The organism is Anabaena cylindrica UHCC 0172, assembly GCF_034931625.1.
GTDB lineage: Bacteria > Cyanobacteriota > Cyanobacteriia > Cyanobacteriales > Nostocaceae > Anabaena > Anabaena cylindrica_A.
Window position 1 is genome coordinate 1 of record NZ_JAYGGY010000080.1, and the last position, 15,590, is coordinate 15,590.

A 15,590-nucleotide genomic window follows, 5' to 3' on the forward strand; every position below is an offset into this window, starting at 1 on the left:
CCCATCACCAAACTGAGTACAGTTTTGGTGGGGGTCTCCTGGAGGTTTAGATGAATCAATTAATTAAACAAGTTCTAATTAGTTTGGGTGCAGCTATCATTATTGTGAGTCTGAGCGGGTGCAATCGCCTATTTCCTCCCTCCGGTGATGCAGTTGAGCGAGTGAGTGATGGTGATACACTGGTATTAAAAGGCGCTGATGGTAATAAATTTACAGTGCGCTTTGCTTGTGTTGATGCACCAGAAGTACCTCATTCTCAAAAAGAAAAGAACAGTAAATTTACTAAAGATATTAATCAATTTACTTGGGGTATCAAAGCACAAACACGGGTGGAGGAAATGGTTAAACAGTCAGGTAATCGCGTCAAGTTGAATATCACGGATAGCGATCGCTACGGGAGAAAAATTGCAGAAGTACGTTTAAAAGATGGTACTTTTGTACAGCAAATTTTATTACAAGAAGGATTAGCTAAAGCGTATCGCCCTTATCTAAACAAGTGTCCCAGTCAGGATTTAGTGAAACAAGCTGAAGCACAAGCGCAACAGCAACGAATTGGAGTTTGGGATGATCCTAAATTTGTTGACCCTTGGGCGTATCGAAAGGCGAATAAATAACAACAAAAAGCTACCGTCTTGATTAGATATAGCAACAGGTAAAACCTGTAAGTAAAAATATACAATTTTAGAGAATATTTTCTAGAGGATGGAGTCGCAACAAATTTTGAACGATCCGAATATCAATCATTTACCCATCTTGTCGTTGCGAATCTCCATACAAGACTAACTCCAAGTCAATGATGAGATATCTGTATTCTGAATAATTCAGAATACGAGGAGAACCAATATGGACTCTTAGCACTAAATTAATCAAAGCAATAATGTTTTTTTACATCGCTGGTAATTTCCCATGTACAAGACATACCAGCAGGAAACGTCACTAAATCTCCTTCCCCCATTTTCACTGATTGTCCTCCATCAGGAGTTACAATTACATTACCTGCTAAAAAGTAGCAAATTTCTTGAGAATCATAAGTCCAGGAAAATTTGGAAGCTTCTTTTTGCCAAATTGCCCATTTAAAGACACCTAATTTTTTTAGATCATCTTGAGTTGGTTGATGCTGGATTTTAATTTTCATGCGGTTTTTGATCTAGTTATCTTTAGCAGTAAGATTGGATATCTTCTCCACACTTATCTACTAAATAACATAATGCACGAAAACGCAAGCCAACTAATTGATCATATAGTGGATTTAGCTTACACATAGGAGGAATATGGGCAATTTTCCGACCAAACACCACAATATCACGTTCAAAGGGACACTGAGCAGGAATCAATTTAGCAATAAATTTAGCTGATTTACGATTCTGAATCTCGATTTCATCTAACCATTGACGTATTGGTTGTAGTAAATCAGATTTATTATCTACTTGATGCTCTTCTCCTATAGGGCTAATTAAAGTATGGAGAATGATAGGTTGAGAATTTGTTGTGATCATAGTTCTAACTCCTGCTGTTTTGAGATTGATGAAAATCAGCCAATTTGGCTTATAATCGTGCAAATTATTGTAGAATACTACACCAATTTGGTAATCTTAGGTAAGATAATTGTGACTTACATCTCTTACATAAAATAAACAGAGAAATCCTTCAACTAATTGCTATTTAAGCTCAGGGTATGTTGGAGAACTGTCCCGTTAAATACAAAATAACAAAGAAATTATAAAAATGGTATTGCGTTAACTTATTGATTTCTGATATCAAATATTGTGTTCCCATATATCAATTGTAAATGCCTGATTAGGAAGGCATACAGCAGTACAAAGTTTAACTATACAGATAAAAATATAGTTTAAGTTGGACTATAGATGGGTTATGGAAATGTTAGCAATTATGATGTTCTATATCAGAATAGATAATATATAGAAAAAATGCCATATAAGCTACATAAGTCAACCTAAAGATTATCCAATTAGTCGCAACGAGTCATTTGATAAGTACAAACTAATGTAACTATAAACTTTCAAAGTGACTAACGGAAATACTTCATTTCATTACTATAGCGGTACTCAGTTGAGTAAGATACAAGAACCAGAAGATTATGATGCATCTCATTCAACTGCATACCGCTATATCATCTTGAATCTGCCGCTCATATTTTGGGTTTTTTGAAGGTTGAAACGACCAATCTTCGTTCCAAATTTCACCACTTTGAAAGGGTTACTTCCTAGCTTCTGCCCTCGGCCTTTTTTTGTAAAATATAATTAGATAGTTCACAAAATCCTTCCCCTTCAGCCGCAGTGGTTACATAAATTGGTTGATACTGCAACTGGTGTGCATATTTAATTACATTTGCCACACCTACAGAAATAGGAAAAAAACTTTGGTTAAATAAACTTTCATCATTAGGACTATCACCAACAGTAACAATTTGTGAAGGTGAATATTCGGGGAAGTGTTCGCGTAGCACTTGTAACAATCCTCTAGCCTTATCTTGTTTTTGAGGTTTAATGTGACACTGGACATTGCTATAAGTAAATCCCCAACCCATTTGTTGAGAAAGATTACTAAGAGATTGCAGTTCATTTTCTGTCAAAGCAGCCACATCAAATGTCCAATCGGTGAGACGGAACTGATTATCAGTAGATTCCCTAAGTTGGGGAAATTGACTTTGTAATTTTTTAAAAGTCATAGCTAAATCTTGGCGATGTTTAGCTATGTCAGGTATAGGTGTTAAAGATATTGGTGCGAGGTTCTTTGATGGGGAGAACATACCTCCATTTTCTGCGATCGCACCCACCACAGGCATTAAACTACTAAGTCCACTTACCCAACCTGCTGAACGACCTGTTACAATCAGTACCTGAATTCCGTTAGCTGCTAAATTTTCTAAAGCTTGCAACAATAGGGATGTAAATTTTCCCCCCTTCGTCAGAGTGCCATCCATATCCGTGGCGACAAGACGAATATCCTTAAATTCCGTAGATTCGCTAATGTGTCTATACATAACAAAATCACAATTATGATGTAAAAAAATATTAACAATACAGTAATGTGATATTAAAGATTTGGGCATCCTAACCATTAGGAGTCAAATCTTTAGTTTGCTAACCATGCTTAGTACAATGTTTTTAGCCCAGTCTTCAAGTTCTAAGACTAAACCGGCGATCAAGTCAGTAGCAGTCAGTGATTTTCAGGTGCCATCATCTTTATTACTGTTTGCCAGTGGAGGACTGATAATAGCACTAGTTGCTGTGATTGTTTATAGCAAAATATTAGCTGGTAAGTATGAAAAAAAAGTTAAGTTTGAAAAGTTTCGCACGCGAGAACTAGAAAAAAAGTTGAAGTTGGCGCTGGAAACTATTCGGAAAATGGAAACAAACCCCGATTTGGTTCACTCACGGGATTTTAACCTCGATTATCTGCGGATGCGGATGACAGAGGAGGTATTTCATTTTGGGGTTGTTAATCAAGTTAAACTCAAGGTGAAAGAGAAAATTTCTCAGGCACTGCGTCCCAGTCAAGCTCAACAAGGTCAAGTTGGAATTGCCAGTGCGGGTAAGCAGGTAGATGAGATTTTTGATGTCGAATATGAAACTGGTATTGCGCCCAATATTGTCAACCGAGTACTATTTCGGATTCAAATTCGCTTAATGAAGTTACCCACACAAGCAACTTCTGCCACTATTAGCCAAATTATGGACTGTATAGAAACTTATCTTAGTCCTAGAGAAGAAGATGATACATGGCAACCGACAATTCAAGGTCGGATTGTCTATATGCATTGGGACCAAAAGGCTAAACCTACTCCTCTACTGGTGTTAGAACAATCAAATGAAGGGGTAAATGTTACTTTTCGGACTACGCGCCAACAAAATCTTCCTGCACCGCCGCCGCAGATGCCCCGGTCAAAAAAATAGGTTTGACAATGTGAAGGTTAGTTATGAGGCTCGGAAACTTCTCGCCCTACCTTGTTGCTAATAACATTTTGGGCATCACGAGTTAATAGACCGTCTTCCATTTCGACGATACGATCAGCTATGTCTAAGATGCGGTTATCATGGGTGACTAACAAAATAGCTGTTCCTTGATCTTTAGCAAGACGTTGCATGATTTCTACAACATCCCGTCCTGATTGTTTATCTAAGGCGGCTGTGGGTTCATCTGCTAGAACTAATGGGGGGTGATTAACTAAGGCGCGTGCGATCGCAATTCTTTGTTTTTGCCCACCAGATAGATTGTCTGGATAGTAGCTCATCCGTTCGGATAACCCAACTGCACCCAGCATTATCTCTGACTTCTTAATGGCTGTTGATTGAGAAATACCCTGATTTAATTCCACTGCCATTTGCACATTTTGTCTAGCAGTTAAAAACCCCAGCAAATTATGAGCCTGAAAAATGTAACCAATGTTACGCCGCATCTGTACAAGTTTACTTTGACTAGCACCAAGCAATTCTTGACCTAACAATTTCATACTTCCTTCTTGTACAGACCGTAATCCACCAATCAGGCTCAGTAATGTAGTTTTTCCTGAACCTGAAGGCCCTGTCATAATTACAATTTCTCCAGCATATATTTCTAGATTGATATCAAATAAAATTTGTTTTCTGAGAACACCTTTACCATAGTAATGGTTAATATTTTTAATAGAGATTACAGGTTCTGTGTTGTTCATATGTTTCTGGTTACTAATTTTTGGATATATTGAGCAACTAAGAATTTTTTCACTGGAATTGTTCAACAGGATTTAGAATTATGATTGCTGCCAAATATGGATTTAATAATCCTAAGGATTCAGGATACAGAATATTTTATATAGCAGGGAACAGAAGAAAAAAATATTCTTCCTCCTTCCTTCTTTCTCCTGACTCCTGAATTATCACTAATAATCTTAGATTAAAAAATATCTGCGGGGTCGGCTGAACGTAATTTTCTCATGGCAATAGCGCCAGATATAAAACACATAAAAATAGTTAATATTAGCACCATGATAGCACGATTATAACTCATAAAAACTGGTAAAAGGGTAGCATCTCTGGCGACTTGATACATCAACAGAGCGCTAGCAAATCCAGGCATATATCCTAAAACTGCTAACATAAAAGCTTCTTGAAGAATAACAGTTAATAAATAATTTTGTGTATAGCCTATTGCTTTCAGTGTAGCATATTCAGACAAATGATCTGTTACTTCTGTATACAAAATTTGGTAAACAATTACGGTGCCGACAATAAAACCCATAATTGTTCCTAAGGTAAAAATAAACCCAATAGCTGTACTACTTGCCCAGTAGTTTCTTTCAAATGCAATAAACTCATCTTTGGTTAAAACATTAACATCTTTAGGTAAATAAGTCCGCAAATATTGAGCGACTTGGGTTGTATCCGCACCTGGTTTTAGCCTAATTAATCCAATATCAATTAATCCGCGTTGTCGGGTACTAAATATCCTCATAAAGTTGACATCGCTGGTAATTAAATTGCCATCTGCGCCAAAGGATGCACCTAAAGTAAATAATCCTGCTACTTTAATTCGTCTTCTTCTTACTTCTGCCGTTACAACTTTTCCCTGATCAATATCAGCAGCGATAGGCCCATATTCTAGTCGAGAAGAACGGTCAAATATAACTACATCAGGCAGTTTCAGGGCATTTAAATTTTCCTCAACACCTGGCAAATCAAAAACGTTAAATTCTGGATTGATGCCAAAAACTAAAATACTCCGAGGGCGGCCTGTAATGGGATTTTTCCAGCTGGTATAATCTAAATATATAGGATGTACTGACTGTACTGCTGGTAAATCTAAAGCTTTATATAATCGCCTTTGGGAAAAGGGTTTCATTGCTAGTACAGCGTTGGATTGATTGTTAATTAAAACAATGTCACCTTTTAAACTGCCATGCATTCTGACGTTACTGTAATATAGTGCATCTCGGAAACCAAGTTGCATAAACATCAAAATATCAGCAAAGGCAATACCTGATAGTGCCACAGCGAGGCGAGTTTTTTCTCTGGTCAGTTGTAGCCAAGATAGAGGTATTTTCTGAGTCATTTTCTATGTTTACTTACAGTTAGGCCAATTTTTTATTTTTGATGGGGAATGATCATAATTTTTCCAACTTCTTCCTAGGCATTGGATAATTATGTATTGATAGGGATGAAAGAGAGTGAGCCGAACTTCATAATTTCGGCTGATAGATAAATGTAATTACTGCCCATCTGTAACTCCATTAGTATTAATTTCAACAATGACTTTGGCGTTAGTTAAACCAGAAACTCGCTGACTATCTGCTGGAGAGAGGGCAATTTTCACTTCTACTACTCTGGCATCAATATCTGCGGCTGGATCTGTGTTTAGGACATCTTTTTTGCCAATTTTTCTGCCAATTTGAGTGATGCTTCCCTTTAATTCTTTTTCAAATGCGCCGTTATCACTAGTAATAGTCGCCATTTGACCAACACGGATTTTACCAATACTGTCTTCAGCTATTTCGGCAACCACAAACATTTGATCAGTTTGTCCAATTTCTGCAATGCCATTTGCACTCATGACTTCGCCTGATTTGGTGTGAACTTTGAGGATTTCACCTTGAGTTGGTGCTTTGACATAGCTTAACTGAAGTTCTGCTTGGGCTTTTTTGACAAATGCGATCGCATTACTAACTTGGGCTTGGGCTATTTGGATATCAATAGGACGAACATCTAAGAACCTGCTCAATCTAGCCCGTTCTTCGTCGATTTGCTTTTGTAAAGTGGCTAAAGTTTTGTTGCGGGTAGCTGTGGCTTCAATCAGTTGTTGCTGCAAAGTAGCGATAGTTTGAATTTGGGTAGCTCTAGCTTGAGTTATTTGCTGCTGCAATGTTCCTAGTGCTTGTCTCAAACTGGCTTGAGTTTCACGCAGTTGCTGATTAGCTGTAGCCGCACGCAAACGCCTTGTATCTCTTTCTTGCTGGGAAATAGCCCCTTCTTTGTACAAGAACTCATAGCGTCCGGCATCAACCACCGCATCACGCTGTTCGGCTTGTATTTTGGCAATGGTTGCTCTTAAACCATCTCGTTGTCCTCTGAGTTCAGCTTCTAGACGTTTAATGCCAGCTTGTTGAGCATTTTTTTCTCCACTTAACTCGGCAGCAATGCGGCCAATGGTGGCTTGTTGAGCATTACTTTCACCAGATAATTGTGCTTGTAAGCGAGCAATTATTGCTGTTTGGGCTTGAATATCTCTTGGGGAAACAGCTTTTATTTGCGCTAAATTAGCACGAGATTCTTGTAGTTTGGCTTTTGCTTCTTCGACTGCTGCCATGTTGGTATCACGGCTGTCTAGAATTGCGATAACTTGACCTTGTTGTACTCGTTGTCCTTCTTTCACCAAAAGTTGCTGCACTCTTGCTGATAGTCCTGAGTTGGGCGCAGCTATTCTAATGACTTCTCCTCGTGGTTCTAATCTTCCTACCGCACTGATACTTTTGATCGATGGTGCTACTGATACGGAGGATGTGAGTTTTCTTAGCTGCTCAATTTTGGCTGTAGCTAGGAACCCTGCTGCGATCGCAACTGGCAGGGCGACAGCAACCTTCAACCAAATTTTAGATTTTTCTAGTCCCTGTTCTTTTAACTCTGGCTTATCAGTCACCCTTGACATGGTATATTGCCCGTTTATCTGATTTGTACTAATGGAAGTAAAAAAGCAAATTAGCCGCAGTTGAATTAGTCAAAAAGAGTCATAAGTAAACTGCCAGCTATTAGGAAATAAGGCTGGTTTTAGACTAGTTATTTACTTAAAATCCATTGCCTAATTAGCACTCAAGGCTAGAATTTTCTGCAATGGCGCGTAGTTTTTCACTGGCTATTTAATAGTTTCTGAGTATGAGATGTGATTGCACTAAAGATTAAGGGAATTCAAGCTATTGAATTCACCAACTCCAGCACCCAGATTCTATTGATTTGAGCAGGTTATTTTGAAAGGCAACCCGGTATAAATTTGGTAGGTATAATAATGCAGACATCTTCTAGGCGTAGGCTATTGCCAAGATTGTCTACAATCATAGATGATCAAACTCAGTTATCTCGGTTTACTGATAACTCTTTGTTGAATCCTGACTTTGAAACTAGGTAAATGTGTCAAAAAAATCTAAAATTGGCTTTTTCTCAATCTAAACTTGGCACGATCAATTACCAATTGAAACATATCTATCAAATAGAGCATTCCTAACATCACAGTTTCCTTATCTTGATTATTAATCTGTGAGCATGGTTGGTTGTTGGCATCGAATAAGACAACAAATATCTTTGCTTATCTACTGCGAAGATTTGATGCGCTACTTTCCCTGCTGTTGTTTTTGACTCCATTCAACTCTGGTTAAATGAATTCTACATTTATCAGTTGGGGGAAAACGTAACGGAGCTTACAAAAGCACAGGTTGAAAGCTCCGAAGTGAATACCTCAAAACCAAAAAGTTATGAGGGATGAAAATCGCTACTAGGGGCGTTACTTATTCTGGGTAAGAATTTAGGAGAAAGGAGTCAGGAGTTAGGAGTCAGGAGAAAGAAGGAGAATATTTTTATCTTCTGTTCCCTGCTATATCAAATATTCTGTATCCTGAATCCTTACTATTCTGGTAAGTCGAATAATACGGTAGTCATGTAATTTTCTGCCCAATCTATACCAAAGGCTTTTTCTAGAACACGTCTGGTTTTATCGTTTTGCTGTTGTTTGGTACAGTAGTTGTGTTGTCCTGCCAGAATTGGGGCTACTTTTTCTGGTGGAACGGGATTAGATGCGATCGCATTTTGGCAATGAATTTCTAAAAATTCTTGTACGCGAGAGAGAAATAATGTTTCTTCTTCTGGTGAACCGGGACGAATAAAAATACAAAAATCAGAAAATATAGCTCCCCATTCCGGTAATTCACGGGGTTGGGAAAAGTCGATGACAGGTAGTTCAGTCAGTGCAGAATTATAAGCTGTGGGTAAGATCCGCTCTAAGTTTACAGGAGAAAGGTCTGCGATCGCAGCACTAATTTGACCTCTACCCCCAACTAAGTCACAACCAAACATCGGGATATCGTATTCTGGACGGGGAAACATCACACAATGCAAGATATCTAGCATATTACCTACTTTTGCTAGTTCCAAGTGCATTTTGCGGAATTGTGGACTTTGATAACAGCGATTTTCGATAATTAGTTTTTCGCCTTCTAGTCTACCTTCTACATATCCCAATTCCGCAGGTAAATGATAGGGTGATAAGTCTAAGTATTTATGCCAAACCGCTTCGATTGTATCAGCTAGTTGACAAATTAACGGATGTTGTTGTTTACGTAGGGAGGTAGTAGAAGTAGAAGACATATTATTTTAATTGTGTAATTCAGGATCTAGTTTACAATTATTTGGGTGAGATTATATTGTCTGAATCAGGATTTCCAGGATTTAAGGATGAACAGGATGAAGTCTGGGATTTTATCACCAATTACCCATTACCAGCCTTAACTAGATAAATAGCAAATTGGGTTACTAGAACAAGTCTCATGGAATTAGATTTGATGCGGATTTGATTAATGCCTATTTTCGGGAGGATATCATGCAAAAATCTGTCGTGTATCAAAACATCATTCGAGAAGGTTTAGAACAGGAAAATTTTTCTGAAGTTTAATTAATTAATTAATTAATTAATCGTCTACTTCAACATCATTTAGAAAAAATAAATACTGAAGTTTAAAATCAAATTTTAAATTTATTTTGGCTCTTGCGTCTCTTCTTTGGTGATTGAGGATTGATTATAACAAAACCCTTGCGGGACAAGGGTTATAAACAATTATCCTCATATTTTTAATGAAATGCTCACATCATAAGGCTTTCAATGGTTTTGAACCAGGTTTTCCATAAAAAGAACCGAAGAACCTTTATTTTTTACATCTGCTATTTTAAATAAATCATTATTTTTTGGTTGAAATTATTATTAATACAGGAAGTTTATGAATATTGTATGAAGTTAATGGCTCAGGTAAGTGATACCTTTCTATACATTTAACTTATTAAGTCAATGAATTTAGGTCATTTTTAAGTGATCAATTTTTGATAAATGTCCATATTGCTTAATTAGGAATCGCTTATTCAATCAACTATTCTCCAGATACTTCCCTCTCCAGCACTTCCTGTAGATAATTAAGGGATTTTACTCCTAGGTTCTGCAATTTTTCTCGATGTATAGCTAAAATTGCCAGTACCTCATCTCTTTTCATTATTTTTCCCTAAAACACATTCAATATTATAGTTTCTCTTGATCTGCTATCCCCAAAAATCCGTCACTTCATAACCCAGTTCCCCTATCATCTGTCGGAGTAATGGCAAACTTAGCCCAATTACATTACTGTGACAACCCTCGATTTTTTCTACAAATAAACTACCAAATCCTTCAATAGCGAAGGCTCCAGCACACTTAAGGGGTTCACCTGTAGCTACATAAGCTTGAATTGCGCGATCGCTCATCTTCCCAAAGAAAACTCTAGTAACTTGACACTTGACAACACTCCGGTTTTGTGTCGTATCAATCAAAATATGACCAGTATACAAATCACCAAAATTACCTTGCATTAATTGCCAACGAGCGATCGCTTCCTCAGCATCTGCCGGTTTGCCATAAATCTCTCCATCCATAGCTAAAACCGAATCACAGCCCATAATCAACGCTGATGCAAACTGCGGAACTACAGTTTCTGCCTTACACTGAGCCAGAGTTTGCACTAATTGAGCAGGATCACTGTATTGAATTTGTGACTCATCAAAATCACTAGGACAAACTATTGGTTCAATCCCCACAGTTTGCAGCAAGCGACGACGTGCTGGAGAAGCAGAAGCAAGTATAAATTCAGGAATGGTCATAGTCAAAAATATGGAGAGAATTGCTAATTAGGTGATGGGTAATATAGCGGTATGCATTTGAATGAAATACATCATAGCCCCCTCATCGCTTGCGGGGAGGGGGTTGGGGGTGGGGTTCTTGTATCTCACTCAACCGAGAACCGCTATAGTTAATAGTTAATTGATATACTAAAAACGGGTTAAAAGTGTCATTCTGTAGCTTGCTTCCCGCAGGGTACGAAGTGAAGAATCTCCGAGATACTTCCCTGCACTACGTTACGGTCAGTATGACATAAGTCCAAGTTTGACCCATTTGCAGTATAATTATTCACTAGAAAACTCTGTACCCAATCCCCAGTTCCCAGTTATCCAAATTAATTAATACACCGTAAAAGAATTGACAATTTCATCAATCATGCGTTGCAGTTTTTTCCAGCGCTTTTCCGGGACTGAAGCATTAAAGGTAAAAAGCTTACCACGACTCACTGCGACACTAGAAATATTGTGTCTTTGTTGTCTATTAGGAAGTTGCACATCATACTCTAATAGGTAGTATATTTTACCACCAGCTTCTTTTTGAACCGCGTTAGTTAATTCGGCTGTCCGGCCAGAATCTACAGGAGCGAGAGCAGCCTTACCTAACTTATATCCCACTTCTGTAGGAGTCCCCAATTCTGCCAAAGTTTTTCCTTCAGGAACAGGACTTATCACCACAGATACATTTTCTGATACCTCAATTAAATCATGGAAAACTACATCAGGTCCGTTGGCAACTTTAACTTGCAACCACCCATTAGGATATAAAAACTGATAACCATCAGCACTATCTACAAAGCTTTTGAATCCAGCAGCCGCCGCTACATCAGAGTTACTGAAACTGAAGCTAAACACTAATAAGAAAATTAAAGCAATTTTTTTCCACATTTATCAAAATTCCTTTAGACCCAAAGCAATAATATAAGGCAAGCGCTATTGCACCGTCCTATTCTCCCATTAATGGGTACGCTTTAGGATATAGAGAGAATCTTCATAGCTATGCCTGTAGAGGACGTAGCCATCGTTATACCTCAATTGAACCTTTTTGAACTGGATAGTTATTTTCGTCACACTACGCTAGTCAGATGGAACCGAAGATCATAGACATTCAACGTGATACATTCTCTGTAAGCATTCAATAGTGCCTTCTATTTCTATTAATTGATTTTTCAGGAGTTGAGGAAATGACCGTAGCAGCAGATCCAGTGAAATTGATGAAGCAAGAAGTTGGTAAAGCCGCAGCCGCCCTGGTAAAATCAGGTTCTATTGTGGGGTTGGGTACAGGTTCAACTACAGCATACACAATTCAGTTTTTAGGCGATCGCCTCCAGTCTGGTGAAATCAAAGATATCGTCGGCATCCCCACCTCATTTCAGTCGGAAGTACTAGCAAAACAGTACGGTGTTCCCCTCACCACTTTAGATGCTATTGACCACATTGATATCGCCATAGATGGTGCGGATGAGGTCGATCCCTACAAAAATTTGATCAAAGGTGGTGGTGCAGCACATACCCGCGAAAAAGTTGTAGATTATCTAGCAGAGCAATTCATAGTTGTGGTCGATAGTGGCAAATTAGTAGACCGCTTGGGTTCTAGTTTTGCCGTACCAGTAGAAGTGATACCAATGGCCATTACCCCTGTACTTAATGCCATTAAGAAACTCGGTGGTACGCCTGAATTGCGTATGGGTGTCAAAAAAGCAGGACCAGTCATCACCGATCAAGGTAACATGGTCGTAGATGTCAGATTTGACTCAATTCCAGATCCAGCGAACTTAGAAATTACACTCAATAATATTCCTGGTGTTTTGGAAAATGGCATCTTCGTTAATTGTGTTGATTTAGTTCTGATTGGTGAAGTTATAGATGGTAAACCTGTTGTTCGGCAAATGTAGTTAGCAATTACAGGTAAAAAAATCTAAAATAAAAGGGTGTATTAACCACAATAGCAAAAATGTCAGTTAGCTATATCGTGAAGTAATGCACCCTAAATTTTTATGAATAATTGGACTAAGTTATACTTGTAAATATTCATAATCTAAAATCCAAAATCTAAAATTACACAATGCTATATAAAAGATTCGGACGTACAGAATTACAAATGCCCGTATTTTCTTGCGGGGGAATGCGATATCAATTCAAATGGCAAGATGTTGCACCAGATGAAATTCCCGCAGATCAACAAAAAAACTTAGAAGCAACAATTCATCGTGCCGTAGAACTAGGAATCAATCACATTGAAACTGCCCGTGCTTATGGAACATCAGAAATGCAGTTAGGAAAAGTACTGCCTAAATTTCTCCGTGAAAAGTTAATTGTACAAACTAAAGTTTCCCCTGTAGCAGATGCCAAAAAATTCCGAGAAACATTTGAAAAATCTCTGGCATATCTCCAATTAGATTATGTCGATTTGCTGGGTTTACATGGTATCAATCATGCCGAATCTTTTGATTATAGCCTGAATCCTGGTGGTTGTTTAGAAGTAGCAAAGCAGTTACAAGCAGAAGGGAAAGTGAGATTTATTGGTTTTTCTACTCACGGACCAACAGATATAATTACAAAAGCGATTAACACCAATCAATTTGATTATGTTAATTTGCATTGGTACTACATTAATCAATGGAATTGGCCAGCAATTGAAGCTGCAAATCGCCTAGATATGGGTGTGTTTATTATTAGCCCATCTAACAAAGGAGGCTTGTTATATCAACCATCAGAAAAATTAGTTAATTTGTGTTATCCATTGAGTCCAATAGTGTTTAATGATTTATTTTGTTTGAGTCATCCCCAAGTGCATACTTTAAGTATAGGGGCATCAAAACCTCAAGACTTTGATGAACATTTACAAACTTTAGAATTATTAGATAAAGCCGAGGAGATTTTACCACCAATTATTTCTAGATTGGAGTCAGAAGCTAAAAACATTTTAGGCGAAGATTGGGTAAATACTTGGGAGACTAATTTACCAAGTTGGGAAGAAACACCAGGACAGATCAACATCAAGATAGTTTTATGGTTATTGAATTTAGCTTTAGCCTATGACATGATAGAATATGGCAAAATGCGCTACAACCTCTTAGGTAATGGTAGTTCTTGGTTTCCTGGTAATAAAGCAGATAAGTTAGATGAATTAGATTTAAGAGAATGTCTTGTTAATAATCCCCAAGCGGAGAGAATACCGCAAATGTTAGCAAAAGCCCAGGCAATGTTAGGGGGTGCAGAGGTGAAACGATTATCTCAAAGTTGAAGACTAGAAACTTAGTATATTTAATGATATACTGGGTTGCCACATATAAATAGTTAGTTGATAAAATTAGCTAACAAACATGAAATCTGTATTTTTACAAAGACCAAAACAAATAGAATTACCTCTACAGTTCGTCACTAAGCAAAAACAATTCACTTTTATCGATCTTTTTTCGGGTATTGGTGGATTTAGAATCGCTTTAGATAAATTAAGTGGTCAATGTTTAGGCTATGCTGAGATAGATAAACAAGCTATTAAAGTTTATCAGCAAAATTTCATCAGTTACTTGAATCAAGATGAACTTGAGTTAGGAGATATTACAAAAATTAGTGAACTTCCACCGAATGTTGACATAATTGTGGGTGGTGTTCCTTGTCAACCTTGGTCTGTTGCTGGTTGTTTAAGAGGATTTGAAGATCCGAGAGGAAAATTATGGTTTGATGTAATTCGACTGGTGAATAAAAATCAACCCAAAGGTTTTATATTTGAAAATGTGAGTGGATTAGCAAGTCCTAAAAACCGAGATAATTTGGAACTAATTCTTAATGAATTGACAAATATAGGATATTGCGTTAAATGGAAAGTTATTAATGCTTATGATTTTGGTTTACCGCAAAATAGAGAGAGAGTTTTTATTGTTGGGATTAGACGGAATATAGAAAGATGTCAGGATTATAAATTCCCTACTCCTTTAAATATTCACCCAAAAGTTTTAGATGTTTTGGATGAACTGAAAAATATTAAATTTGTTGAAAAAGTTAAATTAGATGCAAATACTTTATTTAAAGGTGCCATTCCACCATCAAGAACTAGATTTCAAAAAGATGATGAGTTAAATGATTTTTTCATTTTTTCTGATTTAAGAAATGGACATACAACAATTCACTCATGGGATATTATCGAAACTACTGATAGAGAGAAACTAATTTGTTTGACTTTTCTGAAATATAGAAGAAGCAAAAAATATGGAGATAAAGATGGTAATCCTTTATCTTTTGAGAATTTTCAAGAATTAATCACAGATATAGAGATAAATGAATTAAATAAATTGATTGAAAAAGGGATATTTCGGTTAACTGTTGATAATAAGTATGAATTTGTGAATTCTAAAAATATGACAGGTATTAATAATATTTATAGAATTATTTTACCTACTGCTGATATTTTCCCGACCTTAACTGCTACTGGTGCTAAAGACTATATCGCAACTGTATCAATTCATGCTAATCATCCACAGGAATATAAAAATCTGTTCTTAGAAAAAATTTACCAACCGCATAACTATATCCCAATTACTGCAAAACACGCTTGTAAATTACAAGGATTTCCTACAAATTTTGAATACCATAAAAAAGACGAAGTAGCTAAAAAACAGTTTGGTAATGCTGTTCCTGTACCTGTAGTTGAGTATGTAGCTAAAGAATTATTGAAGATTCTTGATATCTAAC

General features: G+C 37.1%; 14 protein-coding genes. 5 read left to right on the plus strand and 9 right to left on the minus strand.

What is annotated here, in order from left to right; all coding sequences use genetic code 11:
- Positions 1 to 50 precede the first annotated feature (50 nt).
- Positions 51 to 614, plus strand: coding sequence for a thermonuclease family protein (locus VB713_RS15605; protein WP_323312428.1), 564 nt, complete (start codon positions 51 to 53; stop codon positions 612 to 614).
- Between the two features lie 248 nt (positions 615 to 862).
- On the opposite strand, the gene VB713_RS15610 is transcribed toward VB713_RS15605, so the two are convergent.
- The 3 genes from VB713_RS15610 to VB713_RS15620 form a co-directional block, all read right to left on the minus strand.
- Positions 863 to 1,135 (minus strand): cupin domain-containing protein, encoded by a 273-nt coding sequence (locus tag VB713_RS15610; RefSeq protein WP_323312429.1) that lies wholly within the window; start codon positions 1,133 to 1,135, stop codon positions 863 to 865.
- Positions 1,136 to 1,157: 22 nt separating this feature from the next.
- The gene (locus VB713_RS15615) at positions 1,158 to 1,496 is read right to left on the minus strand and encodes a Mo-dependent nitrogenase C-terminal domain-containing protein (RefSeq protein WP_323312430.1); all 339 of its coding nucleotides are present in this window, start codon (positions 1,494 to 1,496) and stop codon (positions 1,158 to 1,160) included.
- A gap of 728 nt (positions 1,497 to 2,224) precedes the next feature.
- Positions 2,225 to 3,004, minus strand: a complete 780-nt coding sequence (locus VB713_RS15620) for an HAD family hydrolase (protein WP_323312431.1) — start codon at positions 3,002 to 3,004, stop codon at positions 2,225 to 2,227.
- A gap of 106 nt (positions 3,005 to 3,110) precedes the next feature.
- Between VB713_RS15620 and VB713_RS15625 the strand changes: the two genes are divergently transcribed.
- Positions 3,111 to 3,917: a hypothetical protein gene (locus tag VB713_RS15625; protein WP_323312432.1), complete on the plus strand. Its 807-nt coding sequence runs from the start codon at positions 3,111 to 3,113 to the stop codon at positions 3,915 to 3,917.
- A 17-nt stretch (positions 3,918 to 3,934) separates the two neighbouring features.
- Here the strand turns inward: VB713_RS15625 and VB713_RS15630 are convergent, their stop codons facing one another.
- The 6 genes from VB713_RS15630 to psbP form a co-directional block, all read right to left on the minus strand.
- Positions 3,935 to 4,675: a DevA family ABC transporter ATP-binding protein gene (locus VB713_RS15630; RefSeq protein WP_323312433.1), complete on the minus strand. Its 741-nt coding sequence runs from the start codon at positions 4,673 to 4,675 to the stop codon at positions 3,935 to 3,937.
- 221 nt (positions 4,676 to 4,896) lie between these two features.
- Positions 4,897 to 6,051 (minus strand): ABC transporter permease DevC, encoded by a 1,155-nt coding sequence (gene devC / locus VB713_RS15635; RefSeq protein WP_323312434.1) that lies wholly within the window; start codon positions 6,049 to 6,051, stop codon positions 4,897 to 4,899.
- A gap of 156 nt (positions 6,052 to 6,207) precedes the next feature.
- Positions 6,208 to 7,641: an HlyD family efflux transporter periplasmic adaptor subunit gene (locus VB713_RS15640; RefSeq protein WP_323312435.1), complete on the minus strand. Its 1,434-nt coding sequence runs from the start codon at positions 7,639 to 7,641 to the stop codon at positions 6,208 to 6,210.
- 968 nt (positions 7,642 to 8,609) lie between these two features.
- Positions 8,610 to 9,347 (minus strand): phycocyanobilin:ferredoxin oxidoreductase, encoded by a 738-nt coding sequence (locus VB713_RS15645; protein ID WP_323312436.1) that lies wholly within the window; start codon positions 9,345 to 9,347, stop codon positions 8,610 to 8,612.
- Between the two features lie 939 nt (positions 9,348 to 10,286).
- Positions 10,287 to 10,880: a nucleoside triphosphate pyrophosphatase gene (locus VB713_RS15650; RefSeq protein WP_323312437.1), complete on the minus strand. Its 594-nt coding sequence runs from the start codon at positions 10,878 to 10,880 to the stop codon at positions 10,287 to 10,289.
- 357 nt (positions 10,881 to 11,237) lie between these two features.
- On the minus strand, positions 11,238 to 11,783 hold the full coding sequence (gene psbP, locus VB713_RS15655; protein WP_323312438.1) for a photosystem II reaction center PsbP: 546 nt from the start codon (positions 11,781 to 11,783) through the stop codon (positions 11,238 to 11,240).
- A gap of 296 nt (positions 11,784 to 12,079) precedes the next feature.
- Here psbP and rpiA point away from each other — a divergent pair, with 296 nt between their 5' ends.
- The 3 genes from rpiA (at position 12,080) to VB713_RS15670 (ending at position 15,589) form a co-directional block, all read left to right on the plus strand.
- The gene (gene rpiA, locus VB713_RS15660; protein ID WP_323312439.1) at positions 12,080 to 12,790 is read left to right on the plus strand and encodes a ribose-5-phosphate isomerase RpiA; all 711 of its coding nucleotides are present in this window, start codon (positions 12,080 to 12,082) and stop codon (positions 12,788 to 12,790) included.
- A 170-nt stretch (positions 12,791 to 12,960) separates the two neighbouring features.
- Positions 12,961 to 14,142 (plus strand): aldo/keto reductase, encoded by a 1,182-nt coding sequence (locus VB713_RS15665; protein WP_323312440.1) that lies wholly within the window; start codon positions 12,961 to 12,963, stop codon positions 14,140 to 14,142.
- Positions 14,143 to 14,221: 79 nt separating this feature from the next.
- Positions 14,222 to 15,589, plus strand: a complete 1,368-nt coding sequence (locus tag VB713_RS15670) for a DNA cytosine methyltransferase (protein WP_323312441.1) — start codon at positions 14,222 to 14,224, stop codon at positions 15,587 to 15,589.
- The last annotated feature ends 1 nt before the right edge of the window (position 15,590 follow it).

Excerpts from the sequence above, each read along its gene's own strand:
- VB713_RS15670 (WP_323312441.1), top strand. The coding sequence starts at position 14,222 with ATGAAATCTGTATTTTTACAAAGACCAAAACAAATAGAATTACCTCTA.
- VB713_RS15605 (WP_323312428.1), top strand. The coding sequence starts at position 51 with ATGAATCAATTAATTAAACAAGTTCTAATTAGTTTGGGTGCAGCTATC.
- VB713_RS15625 (WP_323312432.1), top strand. The coding sequence starts at position 3,111 with ATGCTTAGTACAATGTTTTTAGCCCAGTCTTCAAGTTCTAAGACTAAA.
- VB713_RS15645 (WP_323312436.1), bottom strand. The coding sequence starts at position 9,347 with ATGTCTTCTACTTCTACTACCTCCCTACGTAAACAACAACATCCGTTA.
- VB713_RS15610 (WP_323312429.1), bottom strand. The coding sequence starts at position 1,135 with ATGAAAATTAAAATCCAGCATCAACCAACTCAAGATGATCTAAAAAAA.
- devC (WP_323312434.1), bottom strand. The coding sequence starts at position 6,051 with ATGACTCAGAAAATACCTCTATCTTGGCTACAACTGACCAGAGAAAAA.
- VB713_RS15650 (WP_323312437.1), bottom strand. The coding sequence starts at position 10,880 with ATGACCATTCCTGAATTTATACTTGCTTCTGCTTCTCCAGCACGTCGT.
- VB713_RS15665 (WP_323312440.1), top strand. The coding sequence starts at position 12,961 with ATGCTATATAAAAGATTCGGACGTACAGAATTACAAATGCCCGTATTT.
- VB713_RS15615 (WP_323312430.1), bottom strand. The coding sequence starts at position 1,496 with ATGATCACAACAAATTCTCAACCTATCATTCTCCATACTTTAATTAGC.
- VB713_RS15620 (WP_323312431.1), bottom strand. The coding sequence starts at position 3,004 with ATGTATAGACACATTAGCGAATCTACGGAATTTAAGGATATTCGTCTT.
- VB713_RS15630 (WP_323312433.1), bottom strand. The coding sequence starts at position 4,675 with ATGAACAACACAGAACCTGTAATCTCTATTAAAAATATTAACCATTAC.
- VB713_RS15640 (WP_323312435.1), bottom strand. The coding sequence starts at position 7,641 with ATGTCAAGGGTGACTGATAAGCCAGAGTTAAAAGAACAGGGACTAGAA.
- psbP (WP_323312438.1), bottom strand. The coding sequence starts at position 11,783 with ATGTGGAAAAAAATTGCTTTAATTTTCTTATTAGTGTTTAGCTTCAGT.
- rpiA (WP_323312439.1), top strand. The coding sequence starts at position 12,080 with ATGACCGTAGCAGCAGATCCAGTGAAATTGATGAAGCAAGAAGTTGGT.